Genomic DNA, 21,863 nt, shown 5'->3' with positions numbered 1-21,863 from the left:
ACAAGGGACCGCACCGCGGGGGCGCGGTGAGTTCGGAGGATCCCACATGGCGACGGCCGAGCCCGGGCCTGTCGAATGGGGGCAGCCGCCGGGTCGCCCCGGCGCGACCCTCCCCCTGGCACCGCGGCCGCCCGTAGCCGCGGGCGCCGCACGACGTGATCGAGGTTGACGTGACCCGTTCCTTCACCGCGCGCCCCCGGCGCCGGATCGCCGGCCTGGCCGCCGCCGTGGCCGCCGCGGGCCTGCTGCTCTCGGCCTGCTCCTCGGACGACACCGCCGGCTCGACCGGCGACGCGTCCGGCGCCGCCGAGTCGTTCGACGCCGTGAGCGTCCAGCTGTCCTGGCTGAAGAACCAGCAGTTCGCCGGCGAGTACCTCGCGGTGGAGGACGGCCTGTACACCGACGCGGGCTTCGCGGACGTCACGCTGACCGCGGGCGGCTCCTCGGCCACCTCCGCCGAGGCGGCCGTCGCGTCCGGCCAGGCGTTCGTCGGCCTCTCCTCGCCGCTGATCACCGCTCCGGCGATCCAGAGCGGCGCCGCGCTGAAGATCGTCGGCGCGACCTACCAGCAGAACCCGTTCGCGCTGGTGTCGGCCGCCTCCGCGCCGATCGCGGGCCCGGACGACCTGGCGGGCAAGACCATCGCCGTGTCCGACTCGAACACGCTGGTGTGGAACGCGTTCCTCGCCGCCAACGACATCGACGCCTCCGAGGTCACGACGGTGCCGCTGTCCGACACCTCGATGCTCACTACGGGCCAGGTGGACGGCTTCATCGGCTACACCACGACCGGCGCCGCCGCGCTGTCCGCGGCCGGCTTCGAGGCCACCGAGTTCCTGCTCGCCGAGAACGGGCTGCCGATGGTCGGCGAGGTGCTCGTCACCTCCCAGGAGGCCATCGACGAGCGCCCGGAGGAGGTCAAGGCGTTCCTGCTCGCCACGGCCGAGGGCTGGCGCGCGGCGCTGGACGACCCGGAGCGCGCCGTGGACCTGACCGTGAACACCTACGGCAAGGAGCAGCAGTACGACGCCGACGCGATCACGCTGTCCTTCGACCGCCAGGCGACGCTGATCGAGTCCGACGAGACGGCGACGAACGGCCTGCTCACCATCAGCGACGAGCTGCAGGAGGGCACCATCGCCTCGCTCGGCTACGCCGGCGTCGACATCACGGCCGACGAGCTGTTCGACCTCTCGCTCCTCGACGAGGTGTACGCCGAGAACCCGGACCTGCTGTCGTGACCGACCCCCAGTCCACGCCCGCCCCCGTGCTGCCGGCTCCCTCGGCCGCGGGGGCGGGCGTGCCCGCGTCCCCGGGCATCGAGATCACCGGCCTGGGCAAGGAGTTCCGCTCCGGCCGCCGGTCCGTGACCGCGCTCGAGGACGTGAGCCTGTCCACCCCGCGCGGCTCGTTCCTGTCGCTGCTCGGCCCGTCCGGCTGCGGCAAGTCGACGATCCTGCGCATCCTCGCGGGCCTCGAGACGCCGACGTCGGGCACGGTCGCCGTCAACGGCACGCCCGTCGCGACCGGGAAGCGCGCCGACGGCATGGGCATCGCGTTCCAGGACCCCGCCCTGCTGCCGTGGCGGTCGGTGCAGAAGAACATCCGGCTGCCCCTGGAGATCCAGAAGCGGAAGGACGACGGGATCGTCGACGAGCTGATCGAGCTGGTCGGCCTGTCCGGCTTCGAGAAGTCCCGCCCGGCGCACCTCTCCGGCGGCATGCGGCAGCGCGCGTCGATCGCCCGGGCGCTCGCGGTGCGGCCCGACTTCCTGCTGCTGGACGAGCCGTTCGGCGCCCTCGACGACATGACCCGGCAGCGGCTCAACTTCGAGCTGCAGCGGATCTGGACCGAGCGGTCCGCGACGACGCTGATGGTCACGCACGGCATCGCCGAGGCGGCGCTGCTGTCCGACTACGTCGCCGTGATGTCGGCGCGCCCGGGCCGGATCGTCGAGGTCGTCGAGATCCCGTTCGAGCGCCCGCGCACGCCGGAGATGATGCGGACGAAGGAGTTCCACGAGGTGGTCGACCACCTGTCGGGGCTGCTGTTCTCCCCGGGGTCCGCCGGCAAGGGCGACGAGTGAGCGTCGCCGTCGCGCGGTTCCGCGGCGCCCTGGCCCGCCCGTGGGTCGGCGGCACCGTCGGCATCGTGCTGCTGGTCGCGCTGTGGTGGGCCATGACCGCCGGCCTGGAGAACAGCACCTCGTTCCCGTCGCCGGTCGACGTGGCCCGCTCCGCGGTCGCGGACGGCTGGCCGTTCTACGAGGCCAACGTCGTCCCGACGCTCACCCGCGCCGCGCAGGGCTACCTGTGGGGCAACCTGGCGGGCCTGGCGCTGGCGGCGGTCGTGCTCGTGGTGCCGCGGCTGGAGGACGTGATCACGCAGATCGGCGTGATCTCGGCCTGCCTCCCGGTGACCGCGATCGGCCCGATCGTCATGGTGATCTTCGGCGGCCGCGCCTCGGCGATCTTCCTGGGCGCCCTCCTGGTGTTCTTCACGACGCTCGTCGGCGCCATCCTCGGGATGCGCTCCGCGAGCCGCAGCTCGCTGGACCTCGTCGCCGCGTACGGCGGCGGCCGGTGGACGCAGATCCGCAAGGTCCAGCTCATGTCGGCGCTGCCGGCGATCGTCACCGCCCTGCAGGTGGCGGTCCCGGCAGCGCTGCTCGGCGCCGTCGTCGGGGAGTACCTCGGCGGCATCGACGCGGGCATCGGCGTGGCGCTCAACGCGGCGCAGCGCCAGATCCAGCCCGACCGCGTGTGGGCGCTGAGCATCCTGGCCGGTCTGATCGCGCTCGGCGGCTACGCGCTCGTCGGCCTGGTCGGGCGGGTCCTCACCCCCTGGGCGAAGGAGAAGCGCGGATGAGCGGCGGGACGGGGCGGTTCGTCGCCCGCCGGGTCGGCACCCTCGCGGCGGCCGTGGTCGTCGCGCTCGCGCTCTGGGTCGCGGTGCTGGAGGCGTTCGACGTCAGCCCGCTGATCGGGAAGCGGCCGTGGGACGTGTTCGCCTACGTCGTCACCGCCGAGGGCGCGGCGGACCACCGCGCGACCATCGCCGCCGACCTCGCGGTCACCGTGCGGGACGCCGGCATCGGCTACCTCGTCGGCCTGGCCGCCGCGTTCGGCCTCGCGGTCGTGTTCTGCGTGTCGCCGGTGCTGGAGCGGATCGTCATGCCGACCGCGATGGTGCTGCGGTCCATCCCGCTCGTGGTGCTGACGCCCCTGATCACGCTGATCTTCGGCATCGGCCAGGCCGGCGTGACCGCGATCGTCATCCTCGTGGTGTTCCTGCCCGCGCTGGCCAACATCCTGTACGGCCTGCGCAGCGTCTCCGGGGAGCACCGGGACCTGGTGCTCGCGTACGGCGGGTCGTCCTGGACGGTGCTCCGCAAGGTGGCGCTCCCGGCGGCGGTGCCGTCGACGCTGGCCTCCGCGCGGATCGCCGTCCCGTCGGCGGTCACCGGCGCGATGATCGCCGAGTGGCTGTCCACCGGGCAGGGCCTGGGCGGCGCGATCTCCAAGGCCGCGGGCTCGTTCGGCTACGACGCGATGTGGGCCTCGGCGATCACGGTCGCCGCGGTGACGATGCTGGCGTACGCGGTGCTCAGCATCGTGGACACGCTGGTGCAGGAGCGGATCGGGCAGCTGTCGTGACGGCGCCCGGAGCGGCCGGGGCGTCCGAGGCGTCCGTGACGCTCGTGCTGCGCGGCGGGACCGTCGTCGACGGCACCGGCGCCGCGCCCGTCGTCGCGGACGTGCTGGTCGCCGGCGACCGGGTCGCGGCCGTCGGCCCGGGCCTCGCGGCCACGGCGCCGACCGGGGCCCGGGTCGTCGACGCCGCGGGGCTCGTCGTCGCGCCCGGGTTCATCGACGCGCACACCCACTCGGACGTCGTGCCGTTCATGGCCGCGGCCCAGCCGTTCAAGGTGCTGCAGGGCGTGACCACCGAGGTGGTCGGCAACTGCGGCAACTCGGCGGCCCCGCTGGTCGACGACCGAGCGGTCGAGCTGCACCGGCCGATCTCCTCGACGGTGGCCGCCGGGGTGTCCTCCTGGCCGCGGACGTTCGGGGAGTACCTGGACGCCGTCGAGGAGCACGGGCCGACGACGCACGTCGCCTCGCTGGTCGGGCACCACACGCTGCGGATCAGCGCGAACGGCATGGCCGAGCGGCTGGCGCCGGGCGCGCTGGACCGGATGGCGGAGCTCGCGGACCAGGCGTTCGCCGACGGCGCGTTCGGGTTCTCGACCGGGCTGATCTACGCGCCGGGCGTGTACGCCGACACCGACGAGGTCGCCGCGCTGGCCGCCGTCGCCGCCCGCTGGGGCCGGCCCTACGCCACGCACATGCGGGACGAGGGCGACGGCCTGGCCGACTCGCTGGCGGAGACGTTCGACGTCGCCCGGCGCACCGGCGTCCGGGTGCAGGTCTCGCACTGCAAGGCCGCCGGCCGGCGGAACCACGGTCGGGCGGGCGATCTGCTCGCGGCGCTCCGGGCCGCCCGGGCCGCGGGGGTCGACGCGCACGGCGACGCCTACCCGTACACGACGGGGGAGAGCTTCCTCACCGCGCTGCTGCCGGCGGAGGCGCAGGTGGGCGGGCGGTCGGAGCTGGTGCGGCGGCTGTCCGACCCGGCGACCCGCGCGGCCCTGCTGGAGCGGGCACTGGCCGGCGGCCCCGGGGCCGGCTCCTGGATCCAGACCACCCCGGCCGGTGTGCTGCTGTCCATGCACACCGACGCCGCCCTGCTCGGCCGGAGCGTCGCCGACGTCGCCGCCGAGCGCGGCCTCGAGCCGTGGGACGCGCTGTGCGACCTGGTGCTCGCCGACCCCGGCGCGATGATGGTCTACGAGCTGATGGCCGAGGAGGACGTGCGCGCGATCCTCGCGGACCCCCTGATCGCCATCGGCTCGGACAACTCCGTCCCGGTCGGCAACGCGCACCAGCGGGGGTGGGGCTGCTTCCCGACCGTGCTCGGCCGGTACGTGCGGGACCTCGGCGTCCTCGACCTCGCGGAGGCGGTGCGCAAGATGACCTCGCTGACCGCCGACGCGCTCGGGCTGCCCGACCGCGGGCGGCTGGTCCCGGGCGCGATCGCGGACGTCGCGGTGTTCGACCCGGCGATCGTGGGGCACCCCGGGACGCCGCAGCGGCCGTGGGAGCGGCCCACGGGCGTGGTGTGCACGGTGCTGGCCGGGACCGTCGTGGTGGACGGCGGGGAGTTCACCGGGGTGCGCGCCGGGCGCGTGCTGCGGGCGGGGCGGCCGGAGCCGGTCGGCCGCGCGGACGCGGCGGGGGTCGGCGCGTGACGGGCCGGCACGCCGCCGGGTCCGGGGCGCCGCCCGCCGCGGCCGCCGCCGACCTCGAGCTGCCCGTCATGCTGCTGCGCGACGACGCGGTCGAGCACAACGTCCGGACGATGGCCGACTGGTGCCGCGCCGCGGGCGTGCAGCTCGCCCCGCACGCCAAGACCCACCTGTCCCGCGACCTCGTCCGCCGGCAGACCGCCGCGGGCGCGTGGGGCTTCACCGCCGCGACGCCCGCGCAGGTCCGCACGCTCGCGGGCTGGGGCGTCGCCCGGGTGCTGCACGCGAACGTGCTGGTCGACCGCGGGTCGATCGCCTGGGTCGCCGAGCACCTGCTCGCGGCCGGCTCCGCCACCGAGTACCTCTGCTACGTCGACAGCGACGCGGGCCTGGACCTGCTGCTGACCGAGCTCGACCGGCTCCGGCCCGACCGGCCGCTGCCGCTGCTGCTGGAGCTCGGGTTCCCCGGCGGCCGCACGGGCGTGCGGGACGACGTCGCCGCGCTCGCGCTGGCCGCGCGGGTCGCGGGCGCCGAGCGCGTCCGGCTCGCGGGCGTCGCCGCGTTCGAGGGCCTGATGCCCGTGGGCGACGACCCCGGCGCGCCGCCCGGTGCCGCCGACCTGCTGGCCCGGGTCCGGGCGCTGGTCACCGCGATCACCGAGCAGGGCCTCGTCGCCGGCGTGCCGGTCGTCACCGCCGGCGGCTCGTCGTACTTCGACCTGGTCGCGCGCGAGCTCGGGCCGGCGATGTGGGACCGCCCGGTCACGACCGTGCTGCGGTCCGGCTGCTACGTCACGCACGACCACGGCGTCTACCGGCGCACCTCGCCGCTCGGCGCGGACCGGGGGACCGCGGCGCTGCGCCCGGCGTTCGAGCTGCGCGCGTCGGTGCTCTCGGCGCCCGAGGACGGCCTGGTGATCGCCGGGTTCGGGCGGCGCGAGGCGCCGACCGACGACCGGCTGCCGGTGGTGCTGGGGATCGCGGGCGACGCACCCGGCGCGCCCGACGCCCCCGACGTCGCCGGCTGGCAGGTCACCGGCGTCAACGACCACCACGCGTTCCTCCGCGTCCCCCCGGGCACCCGCGTCGCCCCGGGTACCGTGCTCCGGCTGGGCATCAGCCACCCCTGCGGCGCCTTCGACCGCTGGCGGCACCTCCCGCTGGTCGACGCCGAGGACCGCGTCGTCGGCGAGATCACGCCGCGTCTCTAGGGCCCCGCGCCCGCCTCCACCCCGCCGGGGACCAGCCCCGGCCCGCTCCACCCGCGAAGGACCCCGCCATGACCGACAGCACCCACGAGAACGTCCTCGACGGCCTCCCGCTCTGGGACGGCGAGCGCGAGGTCGGCCCCGCGCGGCTGACCTGGTCCGGCGACGAGATCCTCGCGGTGGAGGAGGCGCCCGCCCGGCACGCGGACCTCAGCGTCGTCCCCGGCCTGGTCGACACGCACGTGCACCTCGGCTACCCCGCCGGCGCGCCCGCGCAGGACCCGTCGGCGTGGCCGATCCTCACCCCGCCGGAGGAGCGGTCGCTGCACGTCGCCGCGAACGCGCTGCGCTGCGCCCGCGCCGGCGTCACCACGCTGCGCGACCTCGCCGCCGACTCGATCCAGCTCGCCGTCGGCCGCGCGTTCGACGCCGGCGTGCTCACGGGTCCGCGCCTGCTGTCGCACGGCCAGGTCGGCATGACCGCCGGCCACGGCGACCTGTTCGTCCCGCCGCACTACCCGCACCGCCCGCCGACCGCGGACAGCCCGGACGAGTGCCGCAGGCTGGTCCGCGTCTGGGCCCGGTCCGGCGCCGCGGGCGTCAAGATCTACACCTCCGGCGGCGTGCTCTCGATGGGCGACAAGGTCGGCTGGCGCAACCAGACCACCGAGGAGATCCGCACCACGGTCGACGAGGCGCACGCCCTCGGCATGCTGGTCGCCGCCCACACGCACTCCGTCGAGGGGCTCGACATCGCGCTCGCCGAGGGCGTCGACTCGATCGAGCACGGCACCGCGATCGCGGAGCACCACCTCGCCGCGCTGGTCGAGCGGGACCTGCCGGTCGCCCCCACCCTGCTGATCAACGACATCATCGCGGAGGCCCGCCGGCCTGTCTCGGCCGAAGCGCAGGCGAAGGCCCGCGACGTCGTCGCGCTCCGGGACGCCGGGTTCGCCCGCGCCGCGGAGGCGGGCGTGCGGTTCGTGCTCGGCACGGACGCCTCGGGGCAGTTCGTCGGGTTCGGCGACCAGATGGAGGAGGTCCGCACGATGGCGGCGATGTTCGGCTGGACGCCCGAGCGGGCGCTCGTCGCCGCCACCTCGGACGCCGCCGACGCGATCCGGCTGGGGTCGGTCACCGGCCGGCTCCGTCCGGGGCTCGGCAGCGACTTCGTCGTGCTGCGCGGTCGCCCGTGGGAGGACGTCGACGCGCTGCGGGTGGAGAACATCGTGGCCGTCGTGTCCCGCGGGCGGGTCGTCGCCGGCGCGCTGCCGGCCTGAGCCGCGGGCAGGATGTCCGGCATGCCGACCCGACCCGTCCTCGCGCGCGCCGCCGCCCTCGCCGCCCTGCCCGCCCTGCTGCTCGCGGGGTGCGGGGCGTCGGACGCGCCGGAGCCCGAGGCGCGGGCCGCGACGTCGGCGGCGCCCGCCCCGAGCGCGACGCCGACCCCCGCCCCCAGCCCGACGCCGACCGCCGCGCCCGAGCGGCCGCTGCTCAACGCCGGGACCGTGGCCGAGGGCGCGCCGGCCACCGTCTCCGGGGAGGGTCCGGCGCGGATCGCCGTCGTCCGGGACGGCGACTTCGGCGTGGTCGCCCGGCTCGACTGCGCCGCCTGCACCGGCGACGTCGTGCTGACCTCCGACGGCCGGATGTCGCCGTGGGGCGCCGGGACGGCCCCGCTCACCGGGACGTACCTGGTCGACCTCCTCGAGGGCACCGACGCCAAGCAGGGCTTCCTGCTCGACGCCGCGGGCCCCTGGACGCTCACGTTCTCCAGCTGGAACGAGCTGCCGGTGCTGACCGGCCCGCAGCAGGGCTCCGGCGCCGCGGTGCTGCTGCTCGGCGACACCGCGAGCGGCGCCCGGATCGACTACACCCCGGCCGGCGCGGACGACTCGCTGCTGGCCCGGGTCGTGTCCGCCGTGGACGTCGACCCCGCCACAGGCCCGGCGTCGCTGGTGCTCGGCGGGGACGAGGCGCTGAGCGAGACCGCAGACGTGGCGCTGCCCGGCGTCGTGGCGCTGACCACCAACGGCACCTGGACCGTCACCCCGCTGCCCTGATCCCTCCCCGGGGGTGGCGTGCTGCGACCCGCCGCGCCAGGCTGGGCCGCGAGGACGCGACCCGAGGAGGAGCGGTGCGGGACAGCTACGACTACGTCGTCGTCGGGGCCGGGATGGCGGGCGACGCCGCCGCGCGCGGGATCCGGGAGGTCGACCCCGACGGGACGGTGCTGGTCATCGGCCGCGAGCCGACCGGCCCCGTGACCCGGCCCGCCCTGACCAAGAAGCTCTGGACCGACCCGGAGTTCGCGTTCGACCAGGTCTGGCTCCCGACCGCCGAGGAGACCCGCGCGGAGCTGCTGCTCGGCGAGTCGGTGGTGGCCGTCGACACCGCGGCGCGCACCGTGACGACGGACGCGGACGTCACGGTCGGCTACGGCGCGCTGCTGCTCGCGACCAGCGGGCACCCGCGCCGGCTGCCGGGCGTCGAGGACTCCGGCCGGGTCATCTACTTCCGCACCGTGCGCGACTACGAGCGGCTGCGCGACCTCGCCGGCGGCGGCCGGCACGTCGTCGTGGTCGGCGGCGGCTACATCGGGACCGAGCTGGCCGCGGCCCTGGTGCAGAACGACACCCGCGTCACCCTGGTGTTCCCCCAGGACGTGCTCACCGGGTCGACCTTCCCCGACGCGCTGGCGCGGAGGGTCGAGCGCCGGTACGCCGACGCGGGCGTGACCCTGCTGCGCGGCGCGCGGGTCGCGTCGACGGAGTCCGGGCCCGACGGGGTGGTCGTGACCCTGGACGACGGGCGGACGCTCGAGGCGGACGGCGTGGTCGTCGGCGCGGGCCTGGAGGTCGAGACCGGCCTGGCGCGGGCCGCGGGTCTGGAGGTCGACGACGGCGTGGTGGTCGACGACCGGCTGCGGACGTCCGACCCGCACGTGTGGGCCGCGGGCGACGTCGCGCAGTACCCCGACCGCCTCCTGGGGCGGCGGCGCGTCGAGCACGTCGACAACGCGACCACGATGGGCCGGCAGGCGGGCCGCAACCTGGCGGGCGCCGACGAGCCGTACGCGCACACGCCGTTCTTCTACTCCGACCTGTTCGAGCTCGGCTACGAGGCGGTCGGCCGGCTGGACGCGTCGCTCGAGACCGTCGAGGACTGGCACGCCGACGACCTCGGCGCGGGCGTCGTCTACTACCTCGACGGCGGCCGGGTGGTGGGCGTGCTGCTGTGGGACGTGTGGGACGCGACCGACCGGGCGCGCGAGGTGATCGCGGGGCAGGCCGACGTCCGGCCGGAGGCGCTGCGGGGGCTGATCCGCTGAGGACGGCACCCCGCGGGGTGCTGCCACCCGGGTCGCGCGGCGGGGGGACCACGTCCGGGCGCACCCGGCTGCGGACGTGCGCCCGGACGTGGCATCGTGGGGTCACGAGGTGCCCGATCCCCCTGGAGGTGCCGCAGTGCCGCTCACCCTCGACGCCGCCCTGCGTTCGGTCGCGGGCGAGCACCGGCCGCACAACGAGGACTCGGCCGGCTGCGGTCCGGGGTACGCGTTCGTCGCCGACGGGGTCGGCGGGCACGCGGGCGGCGACGTCGCGTCCTGGACCGTCGCGCACCGGCTGATGGCGGCGCTGGCGGCCTCCGGCGCGGACCGGTTCACCGCCGAGGACCTGCGTGCCGCGGTGGCCACCGCGAACGCCGATCTCGCCGAGCGGGTGCGCGCCGACCCCGCGCTCGAGGGCATGGCGACGACCTTCACCGGCGTGTTCTGCGCCGAGGAGGCGGTCCGGGTGGTGCACATCGGCGACTCGCGGGCCTACCTGTGGCGCGACGGCGAGGGGCGCCGGGTGACGCGGGACGACTCGCTGGTGCAGCTGCTCGTCGAGGCGGGGGTCATCGACGCCGCCGAGGCCGCCCACCACCCCCGGCGCAACGTGATCCTGCACTGCCTGGCCGGCGACGCCGAGGACGCCGCGCACGTCACCGTGCTGGAGGTGGACGCGCGGCCGGGGGACCGGTGGCTGATGTCGACCGACGGGCTCACGGACTACGTGCCGGAGGAGCGGGTGCTGGCCCTGCTCGGCACCCCGGGCGGTCCCGAGGCCGTGGCGGAGGCGCTCGTCGGCGAGGCCCTGGACGCGGACGCGTGGGACAACGTCACCGTCGTGGTGGCGGACGTCGTGGCAGCTGAGTCGACGAGAGTGGACGGCATGAGGCTCGCGGGTTCCGCGGCGGTCCTTTCGGACCACGCACTAGACTCAACCGCCTGATTGTCCGGTCGAAGGCCGGCGCCAACGATCTCGGCCCAATTGCCCCTTTCGTCCTGAATTCCACGGTCCAAAGCGGCCGATGTCAGCCCGCATCGCTAGGTTGCTGGCCATGATGGGAACGCGATCGCTTCGGCGCTGGTACACGTGGCCTGCTCGCAACCGTGGCGTTCGTCAGATCATGAAGACGCTCCGAGACGGTCCGTCCACTGCGGCGCTCAAGCGCAAGACTCTCGTAAAGCGGTCCTGGTACGTGGTCGCTGAAGTGCGCGCTGGTGTCATCGCCGACGAGCGCAAGGAACTCTCCTCGATTCAGCAGTTCCGAGCTGGCATCCTCCCCGTGGTGTCGATGGCCGGTGCAGTCCTCGCGCTGCTGCGCGGAAGCTCGGAGTCGGGTTTGACTCAGAGGTGGTGCCTGGCAGTGGCGCTGGTGCTGGTGTTCGCCAGCGCGTACCTGCTGGGGTGGGCGGCGCGGGGGCGGGGGATCGCTTCACTACCGAGCCTCGGCCGCACCCGTCGCCGGCTCGACGCGCGTGTGTCCAAGCGTGCTGCCCAGAAGGTCGTCCGTGCAGCCGTTGTCCGCGCCGCCAATGAGGCGCTCGGGCAGGGAGTTTCGGCCAGTCCCAGCTCGGTGTGCGCCTTTCCGAGAAGAGGTTCTCGGATTGTGGAGATGGACCCCAGAGAACTGATCGAGATGAAGAGTCATCGCGATCTCACCGAGTTTGTCGAAGAGAATGACTCGTGCACGGTTGGGCTTCACGGATCGCGAGGGATGGGGAAGACCGCGCTGATGCTGCGGCTCCAGAGGCGACATTTCTCGCACGGCGCGTCGCTCCGGATTACTTCTCCGAGTCTCCGGCGACCGGAAGAGTTGTCTCGTATCGTGTTGCTCGAGCTTGCCAAACGGCTGGAGCCTGCGAGGGGGTCCGTGCCCGCCAAATGGGCTCTTTTCCTCGCCGCAGGAGGGATGGCTATCTTTCTCGTCTCCGGGTTGGCGCTTTCGTTTTTGTCCACGCAGCCTGGAGTTCCATTCGTTCAGTGGGTTGGCGCCGCCTTTACGCGGGACCCCGACGTTTGGACCTTCGCCCTCGGGCTGGGAGCCGTGGCTGTCGTCTTCGCGCTCGGCTCGTTCTTGATAGCGGGGATCAGTTCGGTCGCGACCGCGCGTGGACGGTCCGGTCCCATCGCTCAAGAAATCATCGAGCGATACACCAGTGAGGTGCAGGCGAGTAGCGCGGCGGGAGTAGGCATCGCTGCACTCCTGGGTATGTCCTTCAGTGGTACGCGGTCGAAGCGCGCGCTCCCAGCCCGTCATACTGACGTCGTCCACGACTTTGATCGACTTGTCCGCGCTTACAGGGGGTCATCGAAGAAGCGAACGGTGCTGGTGTTGATCGACGAGTTGGACCGGTTGCCGATCGATGTCATCGAGAATCTACTGAACGAGATAAAGGACATCTTCCATATGGACGGTGTGCGAGTGGTTGTGTCGATTTCGGATGAAGCCTTATCGTTATTTCACGGTAGGCGGGCGGTGCCGACCGACGTTTTCGATTCGAGTTTCGACACCGTTTTTGAGATGAAGGCGATGTCTGCGCGCGAGTCTGTGTCGATGGTCAACGATCGTGTGATCGCAGTTCCCATGCGAGTGACGCTCTTGTGTCATGCGATTTCAGGAGGTCGACCAAGGGAGCTGCTTCGCGCATGCCGCACGTTCGTTCAGGCGACATGGGGATCGAGTTCGGGGGAGAGTCAGGGACGTCGCGATCCACTAGGCGTCAGCGTGGTCGAGCGCTCCCAACTCGCAGCCGCTGCGACGGCCACGACCAGCGCCCTTGCTCTGGAGGAGTGTCGTCGGCTGCAAAGGATCTCCGCCCTAGGGTCCTCCGAACGACGCGCGGCCGACGCGTGGGTCAAGGATGCGGCCCTCGGGGTCATCCCTCGGCCGAATCGACGCCTTCGTGCCTCGTGCCCGCGCTCGGCGCGGCTTTTCGTTGCGCTGGGTCTTATAAGGCGGCACCTTGAGCCATACGTGGCTCAGCCGGCACCGAGCGTCGGACCTGATCCTCTGTTGGCAGTCGCTGAGGCACTAGCAAGACTCGTCGCCGCGGTGCAGGCTGACGAGCACGCCTGGCAGTTCGCTCTCTCTGAAGCTCTCGCACTGTCGCCTCTGTCCGAGCGGAATCGGAGCGCTGGAGAAAGGCGTGCCGTCGGACGCTGACCCACGCCGTCTGCTGCCGGCAGACGGCGTCTGCCCGGAGCAGACCCGGGCCCGCGGTGCGCCAGCGCGGCGCGAGCGTGTGAGGACCACCCCGAGAAGGAGGCCCGCATGTCACCCGTCCCCGTCCCGCCCGCCGCCCGCGCCGAGGCCCCGCCTGCCCGCGGGTTCGACGACGACCTCGCGGCCCGTCTGCTGCACCAGCGGATCGTCGTGCTCGGCCAGGAGGTCGACGACGCCGTCGCCAACCGCGTCTGCGCCCAGCTGCTCCTGCTGTCCGCCGAGGACCCGCGGCGCGACATCGCGCTGTACATCAACTCGCCCGGCGGCTCGGTCACGGCCGCCATGGCGATGTACGACACGATGCGGCTGATCCCGAACGACGTCGCCACGCTGGCGATGGGCCTCGCGGCGAGCGCCGGGCAGTTCCTGCTCAGCGCCGGCACCCCGGGCAAGCGGAACGTCATGCGGCACGCCCGCGTGCTCATGCACCAGCCGTCCGGGGGCATCGGCGGCACCGCCGTCGACATCGCGATCCAGGCGCAGAACCTGGCGCACACCAAGCGAACGATGCAGGCGCTCATCGCCGAGCACACCGGCCAGACCGTCGAGACGATCGAGCGCGACTCCGACCGGGACCGCTGGTTCACCGCCGAGGAGGCCCTGGCCTACGGGTTCGTCGACCGCGTGGTCGAGCACCTGGACGACGTGCGCCCGGACGCCGCGCAGCGACGGGCGGGCCTGTGATGGCCGGGACCTACACCGTGCCGGTGGTCGTCGAGCAGCGGCCGAACGGCGAGCGCGCGTCCGACGTGTTCTCCCGGCTGCTCAGCGACCGGATCGTGTTCGTCGGGACCGAGATCGACGACGGCGTGGCGAACGTGGTCGTCGCCCAGCTGCTGCACCTGCAGTCCGAGGACCCGGACCAGCCGATCCACCTGTACCTGAACTCGCCGGGCGGCTCGGTCACGGCGCTGCTCGCGATCTACGACACCATGCGGTACGTCCGGCCCGACGTGCCGACGTACTGCCTCGGGCAGGCGGCGTCCGCGGCGGCGGTGCTGCTCGCGGCCGGGGCGCCCGGTCAGCGGCACGTGCTCGAGCACGCGCGGGTGCTGCTGCACCAGCCGTCGGGCGGGGCGCAGGGGACCGCGGCGGACCTGGAGCTGCAGGCCGCCGAGATCCTCCGGCTGCGCGGGCAGGTCGACGAGATCCTCGCCGCCCACACCGGGCGGTCGCGCGAGCAGCTGCGGGCCGACACCGACCGGGACCTGGTGCTGACCGCCGAGCAGGCGGTCGCGTACGGGATCGCGGACACGGTGATCACCACCCTCAAGCCGCCGCACCCCTCACCGGCCTGACCGCGGCGCCGGCCGAGGTCGAGCGTTTCCGCCGAGGTCGAGGGTTTCCCGCCGCGCGCCGGCCGGAAACCCTCGACCTCGGCGGGATCAGGCGGCGAGGAGGAGCGCCGTGCGCGAGGGAGGGCGGGTGGTGGGGAGCGGGGTGACGGGGGAGCGGGGGGCGTGCCCGGCGATCGGGGCGGTCGCCAGGTCGACGACCACCCGGCCGTCCGCGCGGGCCAGCACGGCGTGCGCGTCGCCCACCAGGTCGACCAGCCGGAGCCCGAGCGCCCGGCAGACGGCGCCCAGCACCTCGGAGGACGCCTCCTTGCGGCCGCGCTCGACCTCGGAGAGGTACGGCACGGAGACGCGGGCGGCGTCCGCGACGTCGCGCAGGGTGCGGCCCTGGCGCTCCCGGTGCCGGCGGAGCACCGCGCCGACCAGGACGCGCAGCGGCGGCTCGGGGCGGGCGGCGCCGGGGTCGGCGGGCCGGGCGGGGCCGGTGCGCCCGCGAGGCGTGGCGGGGGCGGTGGGCGGTGCGGCGGCGACGTGCGGCATGGGCGGACCTCCTCGGTCCCCGCCACGCTAACGCCGCGACCCCCGCCGCGGCCGGGCGCGCCGTTCTGCCCTCAGCAGACGCCGCGGCCCTGGCCCGCGTCCACCCCCGGCGCCGCGCCCACCCCCGGCGCCCGGTCCTCTTGACTTCGAGCGCGCTCCAAGCGGCATCGTCCGAGGGACCGGCGCGGACCGCGCGCCCGGCACGACCCCCCGGAGGAGCCACCATGCGCCTGGGCGCCCACCTCATGCGGTTCGACGCGGTCGAGCCCGCCCGGCTCGGTCCCGAGCTCGCCGACACCGCCGAGGCGGCGGAGGACGCCGGCCTGGCCTGGCTGTCGGTGATGGACCACTTCTTCCAGATGGAGCCCGCCGGCTTCCCCGCGAGCGACCCGATGCTCGAGGCGTACACGACGCTCGGGATGCTGGCCGGCCGCACGGAGACGGTGCAGCTCGGCGCGCTCGTCACCGGGGTGACCTACCGGCACCCGGGCCTGCTGGCGAAGATCGTCGCGACCCTGGACGTGCTGTCCCAGGGCCGCGCGACGCTCGGCATCGGCGCCGCCTGGTACGAGAAGGAGCACGTCGCGCTGGGCGTGCCCTACCCGCCGCTGAAGGAGCGGTTCGAGCGGCTCGAGGAGACGCTGCGCATCTGCCGGCAGATGTGGGACCCCGAGGACGAGGGCCCGTTCGAGGGCGAGCACTACCGGCTCGCCGAGACGCTCTGCCGCCCGCTGCCGCTGAGCCGGCCGGGGCGCGGTCCCGAGATCCTCGTCGGCGGGTCGGGGGAGCGCAAGACGCTCCGGCTCGTCGCGCAGTACGGCGACGCGTGCAACCTGTTCGAGACCGGCCCGGAGGAGGTCGGCCGCAAGCTGGACGTGCTGCGCGGCCACTGCGACGACGTCGGCCGGGACTACGCGGACATCCGGGTGACGCTGCTGATGGGCGGCGACCAGCTGCTGTCCGGGGACGTCGACGGCTTCGTGGCGGCGGCGCGGCCGTACGCCGACCTGGGCGTCGAGACCGTCATCCTGCGCCCGCCGGCCGAGGTGCCGCTGGCGACCTGGGTCCGGGACCACGTGGCGCCGGCGGTGCCGCGGGTGGCGGAGCTCGGCGCGCGCTGAGCCCGGCCGGCCCGCTCCCGACGTGCGGCCGGGCCGGACCTGAGCCCACGATGGGCACATGCAGGGGCGCGCGGACGACGGCTGGTGGGGTGTGGTGCTCGACGCGCCCGAGCCGTGCGCGCTCGCGGCGTTCTACGCGGAGGTGCTGGGCTGGCAGGTCGTCGGCGACGACCCGGACCACGCCGTCGTCGCGGCGCCGTCCGGCGTGGCGTACCTCGCCGTGCAGCGCAGCCCCGACCACCGGCCGCCGGTGTGGCCCGCGGAGCCCGGCGACCAGCAGCGCCAGGTGCACCTGGACGTCGAGGTGCTGGACCTGGAGGAGGCGGTCGCGGGCGCGGTGCGGCTCGGCGCGCGCCTCGCCGCGCACCAGCCGCAGCCGTCGCGCCGGGTGCTGCTGGACCCGGCCGGTCACCCGTTCTGCCTCTACCGGGACGGCTGACCGGCGCCCGCGCCTGCTGTCACCCGGCGGCGGGGGTCGGCGGCGCGTAGGGTCACCAGCGTGCGATCCCCCTGGTTCCTGCGCGTCACCGCCGGCAGCGCGACCGGCGCGCTGGCGCGCGAGGTCGACTGGGCGGCGACGCCGCTGGGCGTGCCGAGCACCTGGCCGACCGCGCTGCGGCTGACGGTCGAGATGTGCTTCAGCACCCGGTTCCCCGTGCTGGTCACCTGGGGGCCCGAGCTCACGATGATCTACAACGACGGCTACCGGGAGATGCTCGGCTCCGACAAGCATCCCGGGGCGATGGGCGCGCCGCTCGCCGAGGTGTGGAAGGAGGTCTGGGACGACCTCCGGCCGTCGGTCGACGCGGTCATGCAGCGCGGCGAGCGGACGTGGGAGGTCGACCGGCACCTGGTGACCAACCGCTCGGGGTACGACGAGGACGTCTACTTCACCTACTCGTACTCGCCGATCCGGGACTCCTCCGACGAGGTCCGCGGGCTGCTGGACATCGTCACCGAGACCACCGAGCGGGTCGTGGAGCAGCGGCGGATGAGGCTGCTCGGCGACCTGTCGGCGGCGGTCACGACCGCGCGGGACGACCTGGAGGCGCTGTCGTCGGCGGCGCTCGCGCTGTTCGAGGACGCGCACGACGTGCTGGCCGCGGCGCTGTACGTCCGGGGCGCCGGGGGCGCGCTCGAGCTGCAGGGCAGCGCCGGCGCCTCGCGCGGCGCCGAGGCCCCCGGCGACGTCGTGGACCGGGTCGCCCGCACCGGCGTGGCGGAGGAGCGGGGCCGCACGGTGGTGGTGCCGCTCGCGGGCGTCGTCGACGCGACGCCCGTCGGGGTGATGGTGCTGACCGGCGCCGGTCGCCGGCCGTGGGACGGCGCCTACCGGTCGTACCTGCACCTGGTCGCGAGCATCGTCGGCGCCGCGGTCGGCGGCACGCTGCGGCACCGGATCGAGGTGGACCACCTGCGCGAGGTCAGCGACACGCTGCAGGCCGCGATCGTGCCCGAGGGGTCGAGCGTCGCCGGCGTGGTCGCCCGCTACCTGCCCGCCGTGGGCGACCTGGCCGTCGGCGGCGACTGGTACGACGTGGTCGAGCTCGGGCCCGGGCGCCGGGCGCTCGTCGTCGGCGACTGCGTGGGCCACGGCCTCGACGCGGCCGCGCGGATGGGCCAGCTGCGCGCCGCCACCCGCGCCCTGCTGCTCGAGGACCGCAGCCCCGCCGACGTGCTGGACGGCCTCGACCGGTTCGCCCGCACCCTGCCCGGGGCGGAGTGCACCACGGTGTTCTGCGGCGTCGTCGACGAGGTGGAGCACACGGTCGTGCACTCGTCGGCCGGGCACCTGCCGCCCGTGCTCCGCCGGGCGGCGGGCGGGGCGGAGATGCTGGTCGGCGGCCGCGGCGCGGCGCTCGGGGTCTCGACCGCCCCACGCCCCGAGGCCGTCGAGCGGCTCACGGACGGCGACCTGCTGGTGGTGTGCACGGACGGTCTGATCGAGCGTCGCAGCGAGACGCTGCGGGAAGGGCTGGACCGGCTGGTCGCGGAGGTGGCGGCGCAGCCCGCCGGCGCGCGGACGGCGTCGGTCGCGGACGACCTGCTCCGGTCGCTCGCCCCGCGCGGCGCGCAGGACGACGTGGCGCTGGTCGTCTACCGGGCCGGCGGGGTCGCCGCCGACGACCTGCCCTGACGGGGCGTCAGCCCGCGCCCAGCCCCTCGAGGAACCCCTCGTAGGCCGGCTTCGCCTGCAGGTCGTCGTCGAAGAGCAGCGGCGCCTCGTACGGGCGCTCCTGGGGCCAGGCCCGCAGCCACGACCGGGTGTCGTAGAGGCCCCACACGCCGACGAACGCCAGGTCCCGCTGCGCGAACACCGCGGCCAGGTCGCGCACCTGCCCGCGCTGCGCCTCGAGCCGGTCCGGCGGCGTCCGGTCCAGGTGCTCGTCCCGCCCGGAGATCGCGACGTCCAGCTCCGTGACGGCCTGCCGCACCCCGAGCGCCGCCACCGCGTCGAGGGTCGTGGCGACCCGGTCGACGTCGGTGCCGAGGTCGACGTGCATCTGGTGCCCGACGCCGTCGACCGGCGCGCCCGCGGCCTGCAGGTCCATCACCAGCCGGACCAGGCCGCGGCGGCGGTCGGGGGCGTCGGTGTCGTAGTCGTTGAGGTAGAGCGCGACGTCCGGGCCCAGCTCCTCGCGGGCGATCCGGAACGCCTCGGCGACGTAGTCCGGGCCGAGCACCTCGTACCACCGGCTGTGCCGGAGCCCGTCGGGCTGCTCCGGGTCCAGCGCCTCGTTCACGACGTCCCACGACGTGACGGGGCTCGCGTCGCCGTACCGCTCCGCCAGGTGGTCGGCGACCGCGCGGGTGTGCGTCCGCAGCCGGTCGAGCAGCAGCGCCCGGTCCTCGGCGCTGTCCGTGAGCGGCCGGCCGTCCGGCGCCTCGAAGAACCAGTCGGGCGTCGACCGGTGCCAGACCAGCGTGTGGCCGTGCACCGTCAGCCCGTGGGCCGCGGCGAAGTCCAGCACCTCGTCCATCGGGCCGAAGTCGAACTCGCCCTCCGCCGGCTGCACCGTGACCGGCTTCATGGCGTTCTCGGGCGTGAGCTGGTCGAAGTGCCGGAGCAGCAGCTCGGCGGGGCGGCCGGTGAGGTCCTGCGGCCCGACCGCGACGCCGAGCGGCACCTCGGTCGCGTCCTTGAGCGCGGTCACGTCGGTCTGCACCTCCGGGGTCGGGCGCTGCACGGTGACGTCGTCGAGCCGCAGGTCGGCCGTCGACTCGGTGGTCTCGACGTAGAGCCGCCACTCGCCGTCGCCCTCGGGGACCTGGGCGGTGCCGGACAGCTCGACCCAGTCGCCCGCCGGCACCGCACCCCGCGCGACGTGCACGTAGAGCGGGTCCGCGCTCCCGGGGTCGCGCTCCAGGGTGAGCTGCACGTCCGCGTCCGGCGCGCCGTCGCCGAGCCGGACCCAGGCCGACACCGTGTGCACCTGGCCGCGGGCCAGCGACCCCGACAGGTCGACGGCGGCGCCGTGCCAGGCCTCCGACCGGCCGGTGACCAGCAGGCTGCCCGCGCCGTCGTGGGTGACGTCCTGCGCGGCGGCGACCTGCACGCCGTCGCCGAGCGGGGCCCAGCCCTCGTCGCCCTCGTCGAAGCTGCTGGACAGCACGGTGGTCATGGCCTCGGCCGGCGGGGTGCTCGCGGACGCGGTCGGCGCGGGCGCGCCGTCGTCGCGGTCGTCGCCGTCGCCCCGGACCAGCAGCACCACCACGAGCAGCGCGAGGACGAGGACGACGGCGCCGGTGCCGATGAGCAGGGCGGGTCGGCGCACGCGGGTGCCTCTCGTCCGGGGTCGGGGGAGGTCCCACGGTAGGCACGCCTACGCCCGGGAGGCCAGCGCCGCAGGTGGGCGAGCGCGTCGGTGCGCCCTGCCCCACCTCGTCCCGCGCCGCCTCGCGCTCGCGCCCGCCCGCCGCTGCCTCCACCCCGCCCGGTCGTCGAACTTGCAGAAGGTGCGGGGTTCCAGGCACCCGAACCCCGCACCTTCTGCAGTCTCGGTGCTGGCGAGCGTGCGGGCGGGGGCGGGGAGGGGATGGCGGGGGGCGGGGAGCCGCCCGCGCGCGGGTGCGCCGGCGTCGGGAACGCCCGCGCGCGCGTCGGCGCGCCGGTCCCTACGCTGGCGGCGTGCGGGCCATGACGTGGAACGTGTGGTGGCGCTTCGGGGGCGCGTGGCGGGAGCGGGAGGCCGCCGTCCTCGGCGTGCTCGCGGACGCCCGCCCCGACGTGCTGGCGCTCGTCGAGACCTGGCGGGACGCCGACGGCACCCAGGCGGACCTCGTGGCGGAGCACCTCGGCCTGCCGGCGGCGGTGTTCGTGCCGACCGGGCTGCCGCCGGTCCCGGACGCCCCCGAGCCCGACCTGGCCGGCGTCGAGATGGGCATCGCCCTGGTCGCCCGGTGGCCGCCGCTCGCGACGCGGACGGTGCCGCTGCCCGCGACCCAGCGCCCCGGACCGCCGGCGCACGTCCTGCACGCCATGCTCGACCACCCCGCCGGGCCGCTGCACGTCCTGGTCGCCACCCTCGAGTGGGAGCCCCGGTACGCGGAGGACCGGATGGCCCAGGCCTGGGCGCTCGCGGACCTCGCGGCGGACGCCGAGCTGGACGGCGACCTGCCGGTGCTGGTGCTGGGCGACCTCAACGCGCGGCCCGACGGCCCGCAGATGGCGGCGCTGACCCGGCAGCTCGCGGACCTGTGGCCGCTGGGCGGCGGCGACCCGGCGGCGGCCACCCTGAGCTCGGTCGTGCCCGAGGCGCCGCGGGAGGCCACCGAGCTGATCGACCGCCGGATCGACCACGTGCTCGCCCGGCCCGGCCGCGCCGGCGGGACGCTGCGCGCGGACGGCGCCCGGCTGGCCGGGACCACGCCGGTCGCGGGGCGGTACCCGTCCGACCACTTCGCGGTGGTGGTGGACGTGGAGCTGACGTCGTGAGGGGGGTGCGGCGGGCGGCGGCGGTCGCCGGGGTGCTGGTGCTGGCCCTCTCCGGGTGCACGCCGGGCGCGGACCCCGCGCCGTCGCCGGGGCGCAGCCCGGGGCTCGCCACGCCCGACCCCGCGCCGGCCGCGGACCCGACGCCGGACCCGACGCCGGGCCCCGCCGCGGCACCGGCCGCCGACCCCGCCGCGGTCCTCGCCCCCGACGCCGCCTGGGCCGACCACGGCGCGGTGGCCGCCGACGCCTACGCCCTCGGCTACGCGGGCACCGTCGGCCCGATCACGCCCGAGCTGGCGGCCCGGATGTCGTCGTCCTGGCGGGCCGGCTGCCCCGTGCCGCTCGCCGACCTGCGGTACGTCACCGTCACCCACCGGGGGTTCGACGGCGGGACCGCGACCGGGGAGCTCGTCGTGCACGCAGACGTCGCCGACAGCGTCGTCGCGGTGTTCGGCGAGCTGTTCGCCCTCGGCTACCCGGTGCGGTCGATGCGGCTGGTCGACGACTTCGGCGGCGACGACGACGCCTCGATGGCGGCCGACAACACGTCGGCGTTCAACTGCCGGCCGATCAGCCGGGGCACCGGCTGGTCCGAGCACGCCTACGGCCGGGCCCTCGACCTGAACCCCGTCGAGAACCCGTACGTGCGCGGGTCGCTGGTGCTCCCGCCCGAGGGGGTCCCGTACGCGTCCCGGCCCGACGCGCCGGGGGTGGTGCTGGCGGGGGACGCGGTCGTGCGGGCGTTCGCCGCGCACGGCTGGCGGTGGGGCGGGGACTGGTCGTCGCCCGTCGACTACCAGCACTTCTCGACCACCGGCCGCTGACCTGCGGACGCGCAGCGGCGGCCGTGCCGCCGGGACCTAGGGCCTGGCGTGTCCACCGGGTCGAGGCGCATGGTGG

20 protein-coding genes are annotated in these 21,863 nt (G+C 75.1%); 18 read left to right on the top strand and 2 right to left on the bottom strand.

Annotation, left to right across the window (positions count from 1 at the left end):
- The first annotated feature begins 170 nt into the window (after positions 1–170).
- The 13 genes from AC3WUG_RS03090 (at position 171) to AC3WUG_RS03030 (ending at position 14,369) form a co-directional block, all read left to right on the top strand.
- Positions 171–1,241: an ABC transporter substrate-binding protein gene (locus tag AC3WUG_RS03090; RefSeq protein WP_492326305.1), complete on the top strand. Its 1,071-nt coding sequence runs from the start codon at positions 171–173 to the stop codon at positions 1,239–1,241.
- On the top strand, positions 1,238–2,086 hold the full coding sequence (locus AC3WUG_RS03085; protein WP_492326304.1) for an ABC transporter ATP-binding protein: 849 nt from the start codon (positions 1,238–1,240) through the stop codon (positions 2,084–2,086). The genes AC3WUG_RS03090 and AC3WUG_RS03085 overlap by 4 nt, the downstream gene beginning before the upstream one ends.
- Positions 2,083–2,868 (top strand): ABC transporter permease, encoded by a 786-nt coding sequence (locus AC3WUG_RS03080; RefSeq protein WP_492326303.1) that lies wholly within the window; start codon positions 2,083–2,085, stop codon positions 2,866–2,868. The genes AC3WUG_RS03085 and AC3WUG_RS03080 overlap by 4 nt, the downstream gene beginning before the upstream one ends.
- Entirely contained in the window at positions 2,865–3,656 is a 792-nt protein-coding gene (locus AC3WUG_RS03075; protein WP_492326302.1) for an ABC transporter permease, read from the top strand. Before AC3WUG_RS03080 ends, AC3WUG_RS03075 begins: the two co-directional genes overlap by 4 nt.
- Complete coding sequence (locus tag AC3WUG_RS03070) at positions 3,653–5,311, top strand: N-acyl-D-amino-acid deacylase family protein (protein ID WP_492326301.1); 1,659 nt, start codon at positions 3,653–3,655, stop codon at positions 5,309–5,311. Before AC3WUG_RS03075 ends, AC3WUG_RS03070 begins: the two co-directional genes overlap by 4 nt.
- A complete protein-coding gene (locus AC3WUG_RS03065) occupies positions 5,308–6,519 on the top strand; it encodes a type III PLP-dependent enzyme domain-containing protein (protein ID WP_492326300.1) in 1,212 nt (403 codons plus the stop codon). The genes AC3WUG_RS03070 and AC3WUG_RS03065 overlap by 4 nt, the downstream gene beginning before the upstream one ends.
- A 68-nt stretch (positions 6,520–6,587) precedes the next feature.
- A complete protein-coding gene (locus tag AC3WUG_RS03060; protein ID WP_492326299.1) occupies positions 6,588–7,796 on the top strand; it encodes an amidohydrolase family protein in 1,209 nt (402 codons plus the stop codon).
- Between the two features lie 21 nt (positions 7,797–7,817).
- Positions 7,818–8,579: a hypothetical protein gene (locus tag AC3WUG_RS03055; protein ID WP_492326298.1), complete on the top strand. Its 762-nt coding sequence runs from the start codon at positions 7,818–7,820 to the stop codon at positions 8,577–8,579.
- A 74-nt stretch (positions 8,580–8,653) separates the two neighbouring features.
- The gene (locus tag AC3WUG_RS03050; protein ID WP_492326297.1) at positions 8,654–9,847 is read left to right on the top strand and encodes an NAD(P)/FAD-dependent oxidoreductase; all 1,194 of its coding nucleotides are present in this window, start codon (positions 8,654–8,656) and stop codon (positions 9,845–9,847) included.
- A gap of 136 nt (positions 9,848–9,983) precedes the next feature.
- Positions 9,984–10,793 carry a PP2C family protein-serine/threonine phosphatase gene (locus tag AC3WUG_RS03045; protein WP_492326296.1) on the top strand — a complete coding sequence of 270 codons (810 nt, stop codon included), beginning with the start codon at positions 9,984–9,986 and terminating at the stop codon, positions 10,791–10,793.
- A 178-nt stretch (positions 10,794–10,971) separates the two neighbouring features.
- Complete coding sequence (locus tag AC3WUG_RS03040) at positions 10,972–13,011, top strand: P-loop NTPase fold protein (RefSeq protein WP_492326295.1); 2,040 nt, start codon at positions 10,972–10,974, stop codon at positions 13,009–13,011.
- A gap of 108 nt (positions 13,012–13,119) precedes the next feature.
- The gene (locus AC3WUG_RS03035) at positions 13,120–13,755 is read left to right on the top strand and encodes a ClpP family protease (protein ID WP_492326294.1); all 636 of its coding nucleotides are present in this window, start codon (positions 13,120–13,122) and stop codon (positions 13,753–13,755) included.
- Positions 13,755–14,369: a ClpP family protease gene (locus tag AC3WUG_RS03030; RefSeq protein ID WP_492326293.1), complete on the top strand. Its 615-nt coding sequence runs from the start codon at positions 13,755–13,757 to the stop codon at positions 14,367–14,369. Before AC3WUG_RS03035 ends, AC3WUG_RS03030 begins: the two co-directional genes overlap by 1 nt.
- Before the next feature lie 87 nt (positions 14,370–14,456).
- Here the strand turns inward: AC3WUG_RS03030 and AC3WUG_RS03025 are convergent, their stop codons facing one another.
- Entirely contained in the window at positions 14,457–14,906 is a 450-nt protein-coding gene (locus AC3WUG_RS03025) for a helix-turn-helix domain-containing protein (protein ID WP_492326292.1), read from the bottom strand.
- A gap of 224 nt (positions 14,907–15,130) precedes the next feature.
- On the opposite strand from AC3WUG_RS03025, the gene AC3WUG_RS03020 reads away from it, so the two are divergent.
- From AC3WUG_RS03020 to AC3WUG_RS03010, 3 genes are read left to right on the top strand one after another with little or no spacing between them, the layout of a single operon-like run.
- Positions 15,131–16,027, top strand: coding sequence for an LLM class F420-dependent oxidoreductase (locus tag AC3WUG_RS03020; RefSeq protein ID WP_217615609.1), 897 nt, complete (start codon positions 15,131–15,133; stop codon positions 16,025–16,027).
- Between the two features lie 58 nt (positions 16,028–16,085).
- Complete coding sequence (locus tag AC3WUG_RS03015; protein ID WP_492326291.1) at positions 16,086–16,466, top strand: VOC family protein; 381 nt, start codon at positions 16,086–16,088, stop codon at positions 16,464–16,466.
- A gap of 60 nt (positions 16,467–16,526) precedes the next feature.
- Positions 16,527–18,164, top strand: coding sequence for a SpoIIE family protein phosphatase (locus AC3WUG_RS03010; protein WP_492326290.1), 1,638 nt, complete (start codon positions 16,527–16,529; stop codon positions 18,162–18,164).
- A 7-nt stretch (positions 18,165–18,171) separates the two neighbouring features.
- Here the strand turns inward: AC3WUG_RS03010 and AC3WUG_RS03005 are convergent, their stop codons facing one another.
- Positions 18,172–19,803: an endo-1,4-beta-xylanase gene (locus tag AC3WUG_RS03005; protein WP_492326289.1), complete on the bottom strand. Its 1,632-nt coding sequence runs from the start codon at positions 19,801–19,803 to the stop codon at positions 18,172–18,174.
- A gap of 362 nt (positions 19,804–20,165) precedes the next feature.
- Between AC3WUG_RS03005 and AC3WUG_RS03000 the strand changes: the two genes are divergently transcribed.
- Positions 20,166–20,963, top strand: a complete 798-nt coding sequence (locus AC3WUG_RS03000) for an endonuclease/exonuclease/phosphatase family protein (RefSeq protein ID WP_492326367.1) — start codon at positions 20,166–20,168, stop codon at positions 20,961–20,963.
- Entirely contained in the window at positions 20,960–21,787 is an 828-nt protein-coding gene (locus AC3WUG_RS02995; RefSeq protein ID WP_492326288.1) for a M15 family metallopeptidase, read from the top strand. The genes AC3WUG_RS03000 and AC3WUG_RS02995 overlap by 4 nt, the downstream gene beginning before the upstream one ends.
- Positions 21,788–21,863: the final 76 nt, after the last annotated feature.

Source organism: Cellulomonas sp. EB106-03-03-XG116, from assembly GCF_058792015.1.
The sequence above is the reverse complement of the archived record's forward strand: the minus strand, read 5'-3'. Positions and strand labels throughout refer to the sequence as shown.

Coding starts and splice junctions, on each gene's coding strand:
- AC3WUG_RS03060 (WP_492326299.1), top strand. CDS start 6,588: ATGACCGACAGCACCCACGAGAACGTCCTCGACGGCCTCCCGCTCTGG.
- AC3WUG_RS03025 (WP_492326292.1), bottom strand. CDS start 14,906: ATGCCGCACGTCGCCGCCGCACCGCCCACCGCCCCCGCCACGCCTCGC.
- AC3WUG_RS03000 (WP_492326367.1), top strand. CDS start 20,166: ATGACGTGGAACGTGTGGTGGCGCTTCGGGGGCGCGTGGCGGGAGCGG.
- AC3WUG_RS03030 (WP_492326293.1), top strand. CDS start 13,755: ATGGCCGGGACCTACACCGTGCCGGTGGTCGTCGAGCAGCGGCCGAAC.
- AC3WUG_RS03020 (WP_217615609.1), top strand. CDS start 15,131: ATGCGCCTGGGCGCCCACCTCATGCGGTTCGACGCGGTCGAGCCCGCC.
- AC3WUG_RS03015 (WP_492326291.1), top strand. CDS start 16,086: ATGCAGGGGCGCGCGGACGACGGCTGGTGGGGTGTGGTGCTCGACGCG.
- AC3WUG_RS03035 (WP_492326294.1), top strand. CDS start 13,120: ATGTCACCCGTCCCCGTCCCGCCCGCCGCCCGCGCCGAGGCCCCGCCT.
- AC3WUG_RS03055 (WP_492326298.1), top strand. CDS start 7,818: ATGCCGACCCGACCCGTCCTCGCGCGCGCCGCCGCCCTCGCCGCCCTG.
- AC3WUG_RS03040 (WP_492326295.1), top strand. CDS start 10,972: ATGAAGACGCTCCGAGACGGTCCGTCCACTGCGGCGCTCAAGCGCAAG.
- AC3WUG_RS03075 (WP_492326302.1), top strand. CDS start 2,865: ATGAGCGGCGGGACGGGGCGGTTCGTCGCCCGCCGGGTCGGCACCCTC.